The sequence below is a fragment of the Vibrio sp. YT-19(2023) genome (genome assembly GCF_033337395.1).
This window is the reverse complement of sequence record NZ_JAWOQN010000046.1, coordinates 1-15,867: the sequence shown is the minus strand read 5'-3', so window position 1 is coordinate 15,867 and position 15,867 is coordinate 1. Positions and strand designations below refer to the sequence as shown.

General features: G+C 44.4%; 18 protein-coding genes and 1 tRNA gene. 10 read left to right on the top strand and 9 right to left on the bottom strand.

What is annotated here, in order from left to right:
* The first annotated feature begins 377 nt into the window (after window positions 1-377).
* Window positions 378-1,250 (top strand): TraB/GumN family protein, encoded by an 873-nt coding sequence (locus R7E78_RS22140; RefSeq protein WP_005382001.1) that lies wholly within the window; start codon window positions 378-380, stop codon window positions 1,248-1,250.
* A 151-nt stretch (window positions 1,251-1,401) separates the two neighbouring features.
* Window positions 1,402-1,785, top strand: coding sequence for a hypothetical protein (locus tag R7E78_RS22135; RefSeq protein ID WP_411913763.1), 384 nt, complete (start codon window positions 1,402-1,404; stop codon window positions 1,783-1,785).
* 186 nt (window positions 1,786-1,971) lie between these two features.
* On the opposite strand, the gene R7E78_RS22130 is transcribed toward R7E78_RS22135, so the two are convergent.
* Window positions 1,972-2,048 (bottom strand) — tRNA-Pro (locus tag R7E78_RS22130).
* Between the two features lie 259 nt (window positions 2,049-2,307).
* On the opposite strand from R7E78_RS22130, the gene R7E78_RS22125 reads away from it, so the two are divergent.
* From R7E78_RS22125 to rluF, 3 genes are all read left to right on the top strand, one after another.
* On the top strand, window positions 2,308-2,448 hold the full coding sequence (locus R7E78_RS22125) for a DUF3149 domain-containing protein (RefSeq protein WP_005382236.1): 141 nt from the start codon (window positions 2,308-2,310) through the stop codon (window positions 2,446-2,448).
* Window positions 2,449-2,580: 132 nt separating this feature from the next.
* Window positions 2,581-3,162, top strand: coding sequence for a DNA endonuclease SmrA (smrA, locus tag R7E78_RS22120; protein WP_005382233.1), 582 nt, complete (start codon window positions 2,581-2,583; stop codon window positions 3,160-3,162).
* A gap of 94 nt (window positions 3,163-3,256) precedes the next feature.
* A complete protein-coding gene (gene rluF, locus R7E78_RS22115) occupies window positions 3,257-4,414 on the top strand; it encodes a 23S rRNA pseudouridine(2604) synthase RluF (RefSeq protein WP_054576681.1) in 1,158 nt (385 codons plus the stop codon).
* Between the two features lie 66 nt (window positions 4,415-4,480).
* Here rluF and ybaK read toward each other — a convergent pair whose 3' ends face one another.
* The 8 genes from ybaK to hemA all read right to left on the bottom strand — a co-directional run bounded on the left by ybaK (window position 4,481) and on the right by hemA (window position 12,337).
* A complete protein-coding gene (ybaK, locus tag R7E78_RS22110; protein WP_005384092.1) occupies window positions 4,481-4,954 on the bottom strand; it encodes a Cys-tRNA(Pro) deacylase in 474 nt (157 codons plus the stop codon).
* 102 nt (window positions 4,955-5,056) lie between these two features.
* The gene (gene ushA / locus R7E78_RS22105) at window positions 5,057-6,739 is read right to left on the bottom strand and encodes a bifunctional UDP-sugar hydrolase/5'-nucleotidase UshA (RefSeq protein WP_213916237.1); all 1,683 of its coding nucleotides are present in this window, start codon (window positions 6,737-6,739) and stop codon (window positions 5,057-5,059) included.
* A 221-nt stretch (window positions 6,740-6,960) separates the two neighbouring features.
* Window positions 6,961-7,812 (bottom strand): 3-deoxy-8-phosphooctulonate synthase, encoded by an 852-nt coding sequence (kdsA, locus tag R7E78_RS22100; RefSeq protein ID WP_005384095.1) that lies wholly within the window; start codon window positions 7,810-7,812, stop codon window positions 6,961-6,963.
* A 53-nt stretch (window positions 7,813-7,865) separates the two neighbouring features.
* Complete coding sequence (locus R7E78_RS22095; RefSeq protein WP_005384098.1) at window positions 7,866-8,675, bottom strand: SirB1 family protein; 810 nt, start codon at window positions 8,673-8,675, stop codon at window positions 7,866-7,868.
* Window positions 8,676-8,680: 5 nt separating this feature from the next.
* Window positions 8,681-9,064, bottom strand: coding sequence for a SirB2 family protein (locus tag R7E78_RS22090; RefSeq protein WP_005382225.1), 384 nt, complete (start codon window positions 9,062-9,064; stop codon window positions 8,681-8,683).
* Between the two features lie 40 nt (window positions 9,065-9,104).
* Window positions 9,105-9,959, bottom strand: coding sequence for a peptide chain release factor N(5)-glutamine methyltransferase (gene prmC, locus R7E78_RS22085; protein WP_017634841.1), 855 nt, complete (start codon window positions 9,957-9,959; stop codon window positions 9,105-9,107).
* 3 nt (window positions 9,960-9,962) lie between these two features.
* A complete protein-coding gene (gene prfA / locus R7E78_RS22080) occupies window positions 9,963-11,051 on the bottom strand; it encodes a peptide chain release factor 1 (RefSeq protein ID WP_005382222.1) in 1,089 nt (362 codons plus the stop codon).
* 29 nt (window positions 11,052-11,080) lie between these two features.
* Window positions 11,081-12,337: a glutamyl-tRNA reductase gene (hemA, locus tag R7E78_RS22075; protein WP_005384104.1), complete on the bottom strand. Its 1,257-nt coding sequence runs from the start codon at window positions 12,335-12,337 to the stop codon at window positions 11,081-11,083.
* 161 nt (window positions 12,338-12,498) lie between these two features.
* Between hemA and lolB the strand changes: the two genes are divergently transcribed.
* From lolB to R7E78_RS22050, 5 genes are all read left to right on the top strand, one after another.
* Window positions 12,499-13,110, top strand: a complete 612-nt coding sequence (lolB, locus tag R7E78_RS22070; RefSeq protein ID WP_047009559.1) for a lipoprotein insertase outer membrane protein LolB — start codon at window positions 12,499-12,501, stop codon at window positions 13,108-13,110.
* On the top strand, window positions 13,092-13,979 hold the full coding sequence (gene ispE, locus R7E78_RS22065) for a 4-(cytidine 5'-diphospho)-2-C-methyl-D-erythritol kinase (protein ID WP_374041272.1): 888 nt from the start codon (window positions 13,092-13,094) through the stop codon (window positions 13,977-13,979). Before lolB ends, ispE begins: the two co-directional genes overlap by 19 nt.
* Before the next feature lie 27 nt (window positions 13,980-14,006).
* Window positions 14,007-14,951 carry a ribose-phosphate pyrophosphokinase gene (locus R7E78_RS22060; RefSeq protein ID WP_005393176.1) on the top strand — a complete coding sequence of 315 codons (945 nt, stop codon included), beginning with the start codon at window positions 14,007-14,009 and terminating at the stop codon, window positions 14,949-14,951.
* 151 nt (window positions 14,952-15,102) lie between these two features.
* Entirely contained in the window at window positions 15,103-15,693 is a 591-nt protein-coding gene (gene pth, locus R7E78_RS22055) for an aminoacyl-tRNA hydrolase (RefSeq protein ID WP_005384112.1), read from the top strand.
* Window positions 15,694-15,703: 10 nt separating this feature from the next.
* The coding region (locus R7E78_RS22050; protein WP_318058246.1) for a GTPase at window positions 15,704-15,867 on the top strand (164 nt) is incomplete at its 3' end.

Here is a 15,867-nt window from a genome sequence, read left to right as displayed (position 1 = left end):
ATAAATAGAAATAGGAAGTGATCCAGCTCAAAAAATGACACTCAGCAAAAACAATAAAAACCTAATTTTCATGGAGTTACAACACACGTCAAAATCGAACAACTTGTTTTGACGAGTTTGCTGCGATCTAGGTCACTTATATTCATGAGTTACGACTGATTTTGTAAGATTTGGATCACGCCTAATTATTTTGTGAACCATTAGTAAGCGAATTACCTATTTACCTTTCGTGAAGTGACTCTCATTTATTCGTCGTCAAAACTCGTCAATATTTTTAGAAATGACGATTTTGTCGAATACCCCACTGGAGAAATTGCACTTAACCTCACGCTATTTTGCGTATAAAGTTTAAAGGTATCTTATCTGAGGACCATTCTATGTTTCGTCTCTTGACGCTCATATCATCTCTACTTGTTACTTTGACTCCTTTTTCCTCTTATGCAGAGCCACAGCATTGGTTAGCGAAAAAAGGGGAAACCGAACTTATGATTATTGGCTCGGTACATGTGGGGGATAAAACGATGTACCCACTCCCTAGAACGGTCATCCAGCATTTAAGCCAAAGCGCAGGGTTGATTATTGAAGCAGACGTCAGGAATTCTGAAGGCTTGGTTTACCCACAAACAACCATTCTTTCTAAAGATGTTTTAGACAGAGCTCAACGTCGCCACTTAATTGAAATTGCCCAAGATTTAGGTTTGCCAGAAACTCAACTCCTAAATTCCCCACCTTGGATGGCGGCATTCACCATCCAACTCGCTTTAGTCAACAAACTGGGGTATGTCTCTGATAAAGGGGTCGACATGCACTTAATAGGACTCGCTGATAAAAAGCAAATCCCGGTCATTCCACTGGAGTCCGTGCAATTCCAAATCGATTTAATCGCAGGTCAATCAGAAGGCGGTAAAGAGATACTTCTCTCATCAATTGAAGAATATGATGGCGGAGAAGAGTTGGTTCAATGCTTGATAGAGAGTTGGAAGAGTGGTGATGGTAGCATGTTGGTCGAAGCCTCTTTGACCGATCATACAACAGAAGAGTTTAACCAAGCCTTTTTATACGAGCGTAATCGAGATTGGGCTAAAAAACTCGACACTGGCAGTGTTCTACCTCAGCAATCGGGTCGTTACACCGTTGTTGTTGGTGGCTTGCATTTAGTAGGTAAAGATAACCTGATTGAACTGCTTAAAAATCGGGGATTTAACATCAAACCACTGGGTAAGACGCGCCAAGCAAATTGTGATATCTAGTGATTGTTTGAAAAATGCCATTTAAATACAATTATTTAAATACAACCATTTAAAATTCATTCAAACTTTCTTATAAAACGCCGTTAAGCTAAGTGGATACAAAACAACTCATATGAAATTTAAATATTTATTCCTATACACGATTGGAATTATGCTCACTTCTTCGCTGTCTTATGCTAAACCGCCATGCAACGTAGAAGCTTTTCAAGCTATTGATATAACTCCGGAAGTAGAAGGCGGTGTTTTAGATAAAGAGAGTGGTCAATTTCTTATTACCGAAAAACCAATGATGCGTTGCGCGAACATCACGTTTTCAACAGCCCACACTCGAAATCGCGTTGCACATATGATGAACCAAGGCTTTGAAGCGGTTTACTATGATGGAAATACAAGCAAATCTCACTCAGTAACGTTTGATGAAGACGATTTAAAAGCGGGTTACGTCAAGATTGGGCCAAATCACCCAAAGACCGCTTATGTCTGTTTCACTACTTCTGAAACTCCTATCAATACTATCTCGTGTGACATCAAGTAATAAATTTACTCGCTCTTAAAAAATGAAAAGGCCCTACATTTCTGTAGAGCCTTCCTCTCAATACGTGTCGGTGAAGAGCCATGTTCTAACTTCAAGCGAACCCCATTTGGTTCGATACTATTGAAGTCTAAAATTACTAGCACTAAAAACGACGAAAGCCTGCTCATTGAGCAGGCTTTCTGAAAGTGGTCGGTGAAGAGGGATTCGAACCCCCGACCCTCTGGTCCCAAACCAGATGCGCTACCAAGCTGCGCTATTCACCGAGATGTTTAACTGAGGAATTGTCCCCGTCAACGAATGCGTATATTACGGATTCTGAACTGTGGCGCAAGTGCTTTTTACAAAAAAACCTTAGGTCTTAATTCGTTTGATGAATAACTGAACACTAGCACGTAAAATGTGACTGATAACTCACAACAAAATACAGTTTATTAACCTTAGCAACATAATTGATCCAGATCAGTGTGCAACAAGACACCGCCATTTAGTTTATTCCTGTCGGGAACATCTTGGAGGAAACGTATGGACTTTTGGCTTGATCTCCTATTTGGTAATGCAGTGGGTCTATCGTCAATGATAGTAATTTTTGGGGCAATTGGTCTGATGTTATTTTACGGCGGTTTCTTCATATACAAGATCATGAACGACAAATCTCCTCACTAGATCTCGCTTAGCTCTAGAAACGCTTTGCACCGGAGTCGGTTACTTGCCTACTCCGGTTTTTTATTTGATCTCAATGCACCACTCATTGATATAATCCTATTATTCTTCCCTGTTCTTAATGAGATTACTGCTATGTCTCACGACGACGATTTTGATCTATTTCAACAGATGATGGGCGATGTAAAGCCAATCACTCAAGACACCACCGAACACAAAAAAGTACACCAAGTAACAGAAGCACAGCTCGCAAAACGCGAAGCAGCAATCTGGTTAACGGAAGATGACCCAGAATACCTATCACTTGATCACGCTGAAATGCTCAAGCCAGAGGACTTTGTTGAGTTCAAACGTGATGGTGTACAGGACGGGGTTTACCGCAAACTTCGCCTTGGTAAGTATCCAATCCAAGCTCGCTTGGATTTGCACCGTAAAACATTGAAAGAAGCACGCGATGAAGTCGTGACGTTTTTAAAGCAATGCCTATCAATGGACATTAGAACGGTCGTTATCGTCCATGGTCGAGGAGAACGCTCAAATCCACCTGCAATGATGAAAAGCTTTGTTAGCAGTTGGCTACGACAAATAAAGGAAGTCCAATGCGTCCATAGTGCGCAACGCTTTCACGGTGGAACTGGAGCCGTTTACGTCCTACTTAGAAAAAGTGCGGAAAAGAAATTAGAAACCCGCGAACGTCACCAAAAACGGTTAGGCTAAATTTCACCCTAATGCTAGAATGCCCGCCCTTATTCTTCCTTCCCCTTAAAGGAAGCGAGCTTCATTCGCCGTTGTGAAACGTTAGGAGACAAAAATGTCACAAGACAACGCTAAACGATTAAATAAATTCATCAGTGAAACGGGGTTTTGCTCACGCCGTGAAGCAGACAGACTGATTGAGCAAGGCCGTGTCACCATTAATGGCAACAAACCTGAAATGGGGACAAAAGTGCTACCTGGTGATGATGTTTGTGTGGATGGTAATCCAGTGGCAGCAAAAGAGAAGCCGATTTATATCGCTCTCAATAAACCAACAGGCATCACCTGTACAACTGAGAGAGACGTCCCTGGAAACATCGTTGATTTCATCGGCCACCAAAAACGTATCTTTCCGATCGGCCGCTTAGACAAACCCTCTGATGGTCTGATCTTTTTGACCAACGATGGCGACATCGTGAACAAAATCCTTCGCGCAGGCAACAACCACGAAAAAGAGTACGTCGTACGCGTGGACAAGCCAATTACAGGAGAGTTTCTCAAACAGATGTCGAGTGGCGTTAAGATTCTCGACACAGTCACCCTACCTTGTAAGGTAACGAAAGAAACTAAATTCTCTTTCCGTATTGTGCTCACTCAAGGACTTAACCGTCAGATCCGTCGCATGTGTGAAGCGCTGGGCTATGAAGTATTCAAGCTGCGTCGCGTACGCATCATGAATATCTCTCTTGATGGTATTCCGAATGGAAAATGGCGTTACCTAAGTGACGAAGAAGTGGCAGAGATCCTAGCAATGTGTGAAGGCTCTGTAGGTACAGAAGAAGCATCAAAAACAGACTCTAGAGGTCGCAACATTCGTAAAGCGACCGACGCGAAGCTGTTTGATAGCCGTGAAGAAAACCAAGATTCTACTGCTCGTCGTAACCAGAAGACACGAACTTTCCGCGGTAACAATGCTGATGAGTTCCGTCATGCACCAAACTCGAAAAAAGGTCAACAAAAGCGTCGTCAGCGTGATGATGAAGGCGGACGTCCAGCTAAAGAACATTACAAAGCGAAACCACAAGGTGAACGCAGCAGACCGCAAGGCGAGCATGGTAAATCGCACCGTAAACCAGATGCATCGAGCAATACGCATTCAGCAAACAAGCCTCAATCACCGAGTAAGCCTAAGCAGCATTACATGAATCCAAATGCCGCGAAACCAAGCAAACCAGCTAAACGCACTGGTGGTACATTGAGTCTGAAGAAGTAACACTTCACTGACACAGGCAAGATCAAAAAAGGACGCTCATGAGCGTCCTTTTTATTTGTCATGAGTTTACAAACAAAGAGGTGCAAACTGACCACGAGTTAAGCTCAGCAAATCTCTCGGGGCTAACTCAATTTCTAAACCACGTTTACCAGCACTCACACAGATTTTGTCTTGCTCTGCTGCGCTTTCGTGCAAAAAAGTAGGTAAGGCTTTCTTCTGCCCTAGTGGGCTAATTCCACCAACGACATAACCTGTGGTCTTTTGGGCGATTTCCGGATCAGCCATATCGGCCTTTTTGCCCTTCGCTGCTTTCGCCGCCAGTTTTAGGTTCAGCTTTTGATCAACAGGGATAATCGCAACCGCAAGGTTCTTTGGCTCCCCGTTCAAGCAGAACAACAAGGTTTTAAATACTGTTTTCGGATCCTGTCCTAGCACTTCAGCAGCCTCCAAGCCATAACTATCGGCTCTAGGGTCATGCTCATACTGATGAATCGTGTGTGGAATTTTTTTCTTTTTCGCAAGATTAATGGCCGGAGTCATCAAGATTCTCCTCATAAAAACAAAAAGCGCAGACTGAATTGGATCTGCGCTTTTAGTTAATGATATCAGCGAGTTTGAGTCAATCGCTTTTTCTCTGTTGGGTTACTGATCAATCGCCGTATCAACTAAATACGTGATTTCACCTGAAGGGGCATACTCATTAACATCAATAGGGCTGTGTGTTTCTAAATAATCCTTCAGAACCTCAGCATCGGTAAAACCTGTATTTACATACCCTGGATGATCGTCGATTTTAGGGTAACCATCTCCACCAGCAGCATTATAGCTTGGTACGGTAAAGCGGTAATTACCATCTAAGCGAAGTTGCTTATTACCAATAAACACATTGGTTACCTCACCATTATTGATACTCATCGCAATGCCTGCAAACTGTGCATAAGCACCAGAGTCAACAGGCTTAGTTGCAACGACATTTAGATAATCTAATACCTCTTTACCCGTCATATCAACGTAAGAAACCATATTGCCAAATGGCTGAACAGTGAGCACGTCTTTATAAGTAATATCACCCGCAGCAATCGAATCTCGAACACCACCAGAATTCATTACAGCGAAATCTGCTTTCGCACGTTCCATGTGAGCCGTTGCAATTAATCGACCTAAGTTTGTTTGCTGGTAACGAACCACATTGCGGTCACCCTCAAGCTTACCGTTAGATTCTGCAATCTTCACGTTTAGCTTGCCCTGACCTTTTTCTTGATAAGGACGAAGAAACTCAAGCATCATTTCGTCTTGTTTAATCTCTTCTTGGATAAAGACTCGTTGCGACTGACCATCAACTTTAACTTTCTTTTTCAAGTTTACAGGGATTAGATCGTAGCTCACCATCGAGAGTTCGCCATTACGAAACTCGTAATCGGCGCGTCCCACATATTTCCCCCACTCATGTGCCTGAACAATAAAGGTACCATTTTGTTTATCGGGCTGACATTCATCACCTGGTTTAAAGTTCTTTTTGATAACGTTTGGACCTTCCATGCACACAGGTTCTTGTGAGTGTCCTCCAACGATCATGTCGAGATCGCCGTCATTCAAATAACGAGCTAACGCCACATCGCCAGGAGCATTGATGCCTCTATTACCATTTTCATAGTGTCCCATATGCGTGACAGCAAAAATCAGATCTGGATACTCTGTTTCTTTCAGTTCTGCAATCAGCTTCTTGGCTTCTTCTTTTGGGTCACGGAAGTCAATTTGTTCAATGAATTCAGGGTTGCCAAGTTTCGCTGTGTCTTCGGTTGTAAGGCCAATGACCGCAATTTTAATGCCCTGCTTTTTAAACATCGCGTATGGTTGGAATAAACGCTTGCCAGTATTTTTATCGTAAATATTGGCAGACAACATCGGAAAGTTTGCCCACTCTTGCTGCTTGAATAGCACGTCCAATGGATTATCAAACTCATGATTACCTAGAGCCATCGCATCGTAACCAATTTTGCTCATGCCTTTAAAATCCGGCTCGGCATCTTGTAAATCAGACTCAGGTACTCCTGTGTTGATGTCACCACCAGAAAGCAGTAACACGCTGCCCCCCTCAGCCTGTATTTCTTCTCGCAAATCATCGATTAACGTTTTACGCGCCGCCATGCCATATTCACCGTATCGATTTTGCCAAAAGCGACCATGATGATCGTTAGTGTGCAACACGGTCAATTTATAGGTTGTATCGGCATTCCATTCTGGTGCAGGTTGCGTAGCACACCCTGCTAACGAGGCCAAGATAGCGGCACTCAAAACAGTTTTGATCATCAGACGCTGATTCATTTATTTACCTTTTTCTTATTGGGATTACTGATGCACATTTTAAGCATTGGATCTATTTGAAAACCACGTGCACCCTAACACATTGATTTAATAATTATGATGCATTGTTTAGCAATAACAAATTCATCAGTAACAAGTTTGAGAATTTACAGTTTTTCAGATAAAAAAAATAGCCAACACTCGGTTGGCTATAGTATTTGTTACCACCAGTCATCTGGCGTTTACTTAATATCGATATCTGCAAAGCTCTTGATCAGATCATCAAGCGATTTCATTTGTGCTAAGAATGGCTCTAACTTGTCTAGAGGCAGTGCAGATGGGCCATCACAACGCGCTTGGTCTGGGTTTGGGTGCGCTTCGATAAATAGACCTGCGATGCCTGTCGCTAGACCCGCTTTTGCAAGTTCAACTGTCTGCTCACGACGGCCGCCAGATGCTGCGCCTGATGGGTCACGCATTTGTAGTGAGTGCGTTACGTCAAAGATGATTGGGCTACCTTTCGAAGCATTTTTCATCACACCAAAACCAAGCATATCAACCACTAAGTTGTCGTAGCCGTGGCAAGAACCGCGCTCACATAGGATGATCTTGTCGTTACCGCATTCTGCGAACTTCTCAACGATGTTACCCACTTGACCTGGGCTCATAAATTGAGGTTTCTTCACGTTGATAACCGCACCTGTTTTGGCCATAGCTTCAACAAGGTCAGTTTGACGAGCTAGGAATGCAGGAAGCTGAATAACGTCTACCACGTCAGCGACAGGTTGAGCTTGCGCTTCAGTGTGAACGTCCGTGATGATCTTTACACCAAAAGTGTCTTTCAGCTCCTGAAAGATTTTCATACCTTCTTCCAGACCTGGACCACGGTATGAATGAACAGAACTGCGGTTTGCTTTGTCAAACGACGCCTTAAATACGTAAGGAATACCAAGTTTTTCCGTTACTTTTACGTAGTGCTCACAGATCTGCATCGCAAGATCACGAGACTCAAGAACGTTCATACCTGCAAATAGGGTGAATGGCTTGTCGTTAGCAACCTGAATGTCGCCGATATTAACGATTTTCTGTTCCATTTTAATTCTCTTTTTCTGTCCACGATACGCCACAGTTCGGCACATCGATAAAATTAGTGAAGTGTGACGTGCGTTTCACTCATCACATTAACTTGTGATTTTAGTAGCTCGGAAGCCGGATCGTCAGGGCATTGGTCAATAAAGTACTGAAAATCTGATACCGCTACTTGAGGGCACTCTAGCTGTTGGAAAATAAAACCACGGTCACGAATTTCGTATGGGTCATCTGGCACAAACGTTAGAGCAAGATTCGTACAACGTAATGCCAGCGTATAATGCTCTTCACGCAACATCGCACTTTTAATCAATGCCAACCAGCGACCAATAATTGTTGGGTTGTCAGCTTCCTCAAAATGTTCAGGCTTTAGCTGAGCTAGCGGTCCTTCCTGGCCAATAAGCCAAGCTTGAAGAATCCTTTCACCTACATACTCACCATTAAATGGGTTGATGTAGTCTGGCTTCTTATGCATCCAGTCGACTTTTAACAGGAACTGAGTAGGGAAAGTAACTCCCTTAAGCGGGAAACCCAGCTTTTTGCCTAGGTATAACAAAATCGAACCTAAGCTCACAGGAATACCTTTTCTGCGCTCCAAAACTTTATCGATGAAGCTGTTGTCCGAAATAAAGTATTCCTGCTCGTCGCCTTTGAACCCCCACTCGTGGAAAAACAGTCGTAGGAATGCATCAAATCGTTGCTCTTCATCGGTTTCATGAACAAGCGTGGCTTCTGCATCTTTGTAAAGACGCTCTAACTCTTGTTTCGCCCAATGTACTTTGGTTTCTGGGTTAATCGCTTTGTTGAGCTCAAGCGCACCTTCCACCAACGGTATATTGTCAAAATCTTCGTCAAAAAACTCTAACATGACGTCTATCCAAATAACGTAGGGCTCTTAGACACAGCAATGTTTGCAGCCATGACCAACCAACCTAATGCGCCGAAAAAGCCAAATATCTTCAGTAGGTTGTTTTTCGCAAGTTTCAATGAGAAGAATCCAAGCGCAATGTACGCCAGTACGCAGGTGATTTTGTTTGTTAACCACGGTGCGGCATCGGTAAACGGGATGAAACCCGTAATGAAAATAAGCGCGATACCTGACACTAGCAATGCAGTATCAACGATGTGGGGAAACACTTTCAAAAAGCGATTATTTCGCTTCGGTGAGTTCATCATCATTAACACGAATCGGATCGATAGTAGCGTCGCGCTGAGAGCGATCGTCACTAAGTGTATGTGTTTTAGAGCTACGTACATTTTTCTTCTCTTTTTAGTTAGTGTTTGCTGACTTCCATGATTAACTGGCCAGACAACCAAGCGTTACTCGATCGTTACCGCCATAATCTTTTTCCGTAGCGACCTGTTGGTAACCAAAGCCACGCATTATCTCACGCACCGCCTCACCTTGATCATAACCATGTTCAAATGCCAGCCAACCGCCCACTTCAAGATACTGACGAGCAAGATCCGAGATATGACGAATATCAGCTAAGCCATTCTCTTTAGCAACTAATGCAGATTTTGGCTCAAAGCGCACATCACCTTGGGATAAATGTGGATCTTTTTCATCAATATATGGCGGGTTGGAGACAATTAAAGCAAACTTCGTACCTTCTGTAATAGGCTCAAACCAACTGCCTTGAGCAAAGGTCACATTTTTGATGTTTAGCTGCTCAGCATTGTACTCTGCAAGTGCTTTCGCTTCTTGTTTGAGATCTACGCCCATCACTTGACGTTTTGGCATTTCAGATGCGAGTGCGATAGCAATTGCCCCCGTCCCCGTTCCAAGATCTAAAATAGGCCCAGTTTGCTCGTAGGTCTTATCGAGTGCAACCTCGACCAAACGTTCTGTATCCGGTCTTGGGATCAAGGTAGAGGGAGAAACTTTGAACGGTAAAGACCAAAACTCTCGCTCACCAATAATATAAGCGACGGGTTCACCAGTTAAACGTCGTTCAAGTAGAGCGTCAAACTGAGATTTTTGCTCTGCTTCTAACGCTTTTTCTGGCCAGGTCAGCAGGTAAGTTCGTGGTTTGCCAAGGACATGGCAAAGGAGTACAGCTGCATCGAGAGAAGGCGACTCTTTGCCGCCTTCTGCCAGTTTCGCCGTCGCACTTTTCAGTGCTTGCTCAATCGATTGAACTTGGCTCATCGATTAGCCGTTCTCTGCGAGCGCCGCAAGTTGGTCTGCTTGGTGCTCTTGAATCACAGGATCAATCAAGCTTTGCAGGTCACCTTCCATCACTTCGTTCAAACGATAGATGGTTAGGTTGATACGGTGATCAGACACACGACCTTGTGGGTAGTTGTAGGTACGAATACGGTCACTACGGTCACCAGAACCTAGAAGGTTACGACGTGTATCAGACACTTCTGCGGCACGACGCTCTTCTTCCGCTTGAACGATACGAGCAGCAAGAACCGCCATTGCTTTCGCTTTGTTCTTGTGCTGTGAACGCTCATCCTGACACTCTACTACCGTACCCGTTGGTAAGTGGGTAATACGGATTGCAGAATCCGTGGTGTTAACGTGCTGACCACCCGCGCCAGATGCACGGAACGTATCGATTTTCAGGTCTGCTGCTTTGATCTCTGGCAGATCCGCTTCAGGGATTTCCGCCATTACTGCTACTGTACAAGCAGAAGTATGCACACGACCTTGAGACTCTGTTGCTGGAACACGCTGTACACGGTGACCGCCTGACTCAAATTTCAACACGCCGTATGCACCGTCGCCGCTTACTTTCGCGATCATCTCTTTGTAACCACCGTGCTCTGCCTCGTTTGAAGACATGACTTCGATGCGCCAGCCACGCTTTTCTGCGTACTTGCTGTACATACGGAATAGATCACCCGCGAAGATACCCGCTTCGTCGCCACCCGCACCTGCACGAATTTCTAGGAAACAGTTACGATCATCGTTCGGATCTTTTGGCAGAAGAAGAATCTGTAACTCATCAGTAAGACGCTCAATCGTCGCTTTCGCTTCTTTGATTTCTTCTTGCGCCATTTCACGCATTTCTTCGTCGTCTTCGTTTGCCATCTCTTCAGCGGCGACAAGATCTTCTTGTGCTTGTTGATAAGCTTGGAAGCACTTGGTTACTTCTTCTAGCTGAGAGTACTCTCTTGATAGAGCACGGAATTTGTCCTGATTTCCAATTACATCAGGATCACCAAGAAGATGTTGAACTTCTTCGTAACGTTCTACTAGCGTTTCTAGCTTAGTCAGAATAGAGGCTTTCATAGTGTCGTTTTCTTAATAAAAAGCGTGAGTTATAGATCATCCAAGCCAAGTGTTTGGCGGATAATCGTTAATTTTGCTGGTTCGCCTTGCTCTGCTGCACTTTGCAATGCGCGAGTTGGAGCGTGAATCAGTTTGTTGGTGAGTTTATTACTCAGCTCGCGCAGCACTTTCTCCGGATCTGCGCCTGCCGCTAAAGATTGCAAACTTTTGCTCAGTAACTCTTCACGAATTTCGTTGGCTGATTTGCGATAGTCGCGAATACTATCGACGGCTTGCAGTGAACGCAACCATGTCATAAATGCAGCGCTTTCTTCACTAACAATCGCTTCAGCTTGAATCGCTTCGACTTTACGCTGCTCAATGTTGCTGTCGATGATAGATTGCAAGTCATCAACAGAATACAGATATGCGTCGTTCAGTTCACCGACTTCCGACTCCACATCTCGCGGCACCGCAATATCGACCAACAAGATAGGTTGATGCCGGCGCTGCTTTAGAGCCGTTTCGACCATACCTTTGCCAATAATAGGCAATGGGCTCGCCGTTGAGCTAATCACAATATCCGCTTTCGCCAAATGTTCAGGAATTTCGTTCAAACTGATCACTTCTGCGCCAAATTGGTCCGCTAAGCCTTGCGCGCGCTCTTTAGTGCGGTTCGCGACAATCATTTTTGTGCAACCGTTGGACGCTAAATGCTTCGCGACCAATTCAATCGTCTCACCCGCACCAACTAAAAGCACGGTTGAATCTGATAACGACTCAAAAATATGTTTTGCCAGTGTACATGCCGCATAAGCCACGGACACGGCATTACCACCAATATCTGTCTCTGTTCTCACCCGTTTGGCGACTGAGAACGTCTTTTGAAACAGTTTATCAATCGAGGCATCGACAGCTTGATGATCTCGCGAGTCAGAAAATGCTTGCTTTACCTGCCCCAAAATTTGAGGCTCACCCAACACCAGAGAGTCAAGACCGCACGATACGCGCATCAAATGCTTTATTGCAGCTTGTTCTTCATGAACATACAAACTCGGCATTAAATCTTCGCGGCTCACTTGATGAAATTGAGCAAGCCAATCGATCAACTTGTTTCGCGCTCCTTGCTTAACATCGCAGTACAACTCAGTTCGGTTACAGGTTGAAACAATCACACTGCCGTTAACTGCTTCGTGCTCTCTAAGTTGCTCGAGTGCAGGGCCGAGTTTATCCGGACCAAACGCCACCTTCTCTCGCAAGTCGACAGACGCTGTATTGTGATTAATTCCAATAGCAAGCAAGGACATCTAACGTGGTATCTCTGGGATAGGTTATAAAATAGGTCCAGAATTTTACTGTAAGCACGCATTTATTGAAAGGGTAAGCCGGATTTGTTTTCCTAAGTGCGACTTTTCAATGCTATAGTTGTGAGTGATTCCCGATAAAACTGATTAATAAGCCATCAAACATGACGTTACGCTCCTTTATTCTTTTTTTCTTGTCGAGCTTACTGCTCGCTGGTTGTTCGTCCGTTCCTGAAAGTGTTACCAGCGTTGAATGGCAAGCTCATGAGCAGCGACTCGAAACCATCCAAGATTTTCAAGCAACGGGGAAACTTGGTTATATTGGCCCAGACCAAAGACAAAATTTAAACTTCTACTGGAAACATTCTTCAGCACTAAGCCAGTTGCGTTTAACAACGATTCTCGGACAAACGGCATTAAAGCTCACCATCACCCCACAAGGCGCCACAGTAGAAACTTACGACGATCAGGTCCTTTCTTCTCGCAGTGCTAACCAGCTGATTTACCGTCTTACAGGGTTGATGATGCCCGTCGAACACATGCCTGACTGGCTATTAGGTCTACCGACCGATGCCGACAAATTCCAACTGTCTCCAACCAATACACTGCAAGCGTTAAACAAACAAATTGGTTTAAATGATTGGAGTATTGCATATCAACGATATGGCGACGTTCAATGGCATGAACAGTCTCTCCCTCTGCCAAATAAGCTGAAACTCACCACAGCTGATGTCAAAATAAATCTAGTGATCACAAAATGGAACATCACCCAATGATTGAACTTTCAACACGCTGGCCATCACCAGCGAAATTGAATCTCTTTCTATATATCAACGGCCGTACAGAGAATGGCTACCACGAGTTACAAACCTTATTCCAATTCGTCGATCACGGCGATGAGCTCACTATTCAAGCGAACTATTCTGGTGATATTACAATTTCTCCAGAGATAGAAGGTCTGCCTCTTCAAGACAATTTAATTTGGAAAGCAGCAACCGCGCTTCAAGCTTACTCAAACTGCCCTTTTGGCGCGCATATTGAGCTACAGAAAGTGCTGCCTATGGGTGGAGGCATTGGTGGGGGCTCATCGAATGCAGCTACAGCATTAGTGGCACTGAATTACTTATGGCAACTGAATCTAACTGACGACGAACTGGCTGAAATTGGTTTAAAACTGGGCGCAGACGTGCCCGTATTTGTGCGCGGATTTGCAGCTTTTGCTGAAGGTGTTGGTGAAAGACTCTCTCCTGCTTATCCCGAAGAAAAGTGGTATTTAGTCGTCAGACCGAATGTATCTATCGCAACCGTCGACGTTTTTTGTCATCCAGATCTGACGCGAAACACCCCAAAACGAGATCTAGAAACACTTTTAAATACGCCAAGCGTAAACGATTGCGAAAAAATTGTACGAATGCTCTACCCAGAGGTTGATAAGCAACTTTCTTGGCTGCTACAATACGCGCCGTCAAGATTGACGGGGACAGGATCTTGCGTTTTTGCTGAATTTTCGAGCAAATCTGAAGCAGAAACTATCCTTGCACAACTCTCTGATAAAGTCTCGGCATTTGTCGCTCAAGGGCGCAATATTTCGCCATTAAAAGAGACTTTGGCTGAATACCAATCAGCCTCACACCGACCTATTTAAACTGGACGCAAACCCGAGGTTTCCACCGTGCCTGATATGAAGCTATTTGCTGGTAACGCAACACCTGAACTAGCCCAACGTATTGCTGATCGTCTTTACATCTCTCTTGGTGATGCATCTGTTTCTCGCTTTTCTGATGGCGAAGTTGCAGTTCAAATCAATGAGAATGTTCGTGGTAGCGATGTTTTCATCATTCAATCCACTTGTGCACCGACTAACGACAACCTAATGGAATTGGTTGTTATGATTGATGCAATGCGCCGTGCTTCAGCAGGCCGTATCACTGCAGTTATCCCTTACTTCGGCTACGCTCGCCAAGACCGTCGTGTACGTTCTGCGCGTGTGCCAATTACTGCAAAAGTTGTTGCTGATTTCCTATCTAACGTTGGTGTTGACCGCGTTCTAACTATCGACCTACACGCAGAGCAAATTCAAGGCTTCTTCGATGTACCTGTAGACAACATCTTCGGCACGCCAGTGCTACTTGAAGATATGCAGGCTCGCGGTCTAGATAACCCTGTAGTGGTATCTCCTGACCTAGGTGGCGTTGTTCGTGCTCGTGCAACAGCAAAAGCACTAGGCGACATCGACATCGCAATCGTAGATAAGCGTCGTCCACGTGCAAACGTTTCTGAAGTAATGAACCTAATCGGTGATGTTGAAGGTCGTGACTGTGTGATCGTTGATGACATGATCGACACAGGTGGCACACTATGTAAAGCAGCTGAAGCACTAAAAGAGCGCGGTGCTAAGCGTGTATTCGCTTACGCTACTCACGCAGTATTCTCAGGCAACGCTGCGGATAACATCAAGAACTCAGTTCTTGACCAAGTTATCGTAACTGACTCTATCTCTCTGTCTAAAGAGATGGCTGCAACAGGTAAAGTGACAACACTAAGCCTATCTCGCATGCTGGCTGAAGCGATTCGTCGTATCAGCAACGAAGAGTCAATCTCTGCAATGTTCAACTAATACGAACATTTCAGTTACACTGATTTCAAAAGCACCCCTCTTTGGGGTGTTTTTTTATTTGTACTGATAACTAGAAAATCCCTTGGTCGCCCACCGCGAGTTTTCTGTGCTATCATACTGCGCTTTTTGAGATTCCAGAGAGATCCTAACCTTGAGTCAACAAATCAAACTTCTTGTTGGTCTTGCTAATCCAGGACCAGAATACGCCAGAACTCGTCACAATGCGGGCGCTTGGGTTGTAGAAGAATTAGCACGCGTTCACAACGTTACACTGAAGAACGAACCAAAGTTTTTTGGTCTAACAGGACGCATTATGGTCAATGGCCAGGATCTCCGTTTGCTTATCCCAACCACCTTCATGAATCTATCAGGTAAATCGATCGCAGCGCTTGCGAAATTTTATCAAATTAAACCTGAAGAGATCATGGTTGCTCATGACGAGCTAGACTTACCGCCAGGTGTCGCTAAGTTTAAAAAAGGTGGGGGGCACGGTGGACACAACGGTCTGCGTGACACCATTAGCAAACTGGGCAATAACAAAGATTTTTATCGTCTTCGTATTGGCATTGGTCATCCGGGACACAAAGATAAAGTGGCGGGTTTTGTATTAGGTAAAGCGCCAGCTAAAGAGCAAGAGCTTTTAGATGCAGCAGCTGATGAGGCTGTTCGTTGTCTAGATATCCTGATTAAGGATGGCCTATCTAAAGCACAAAATCGCCTCCACACGTTCAAAGCTGAATAAGGTTACTATCATGGGTTTTAAATGTGGCATCGTTGGTCTACCTAACGTAGGTAAATCAACTCTGTTCAACGCACTAACTAAAGCGGGTATCGAAGCAGCAAACTTCCCGTTCTGTACCATTGAACCAAACACTGGTGTGGTTCCTGTGCCAGATCTACGTCTAGACGCACTAGC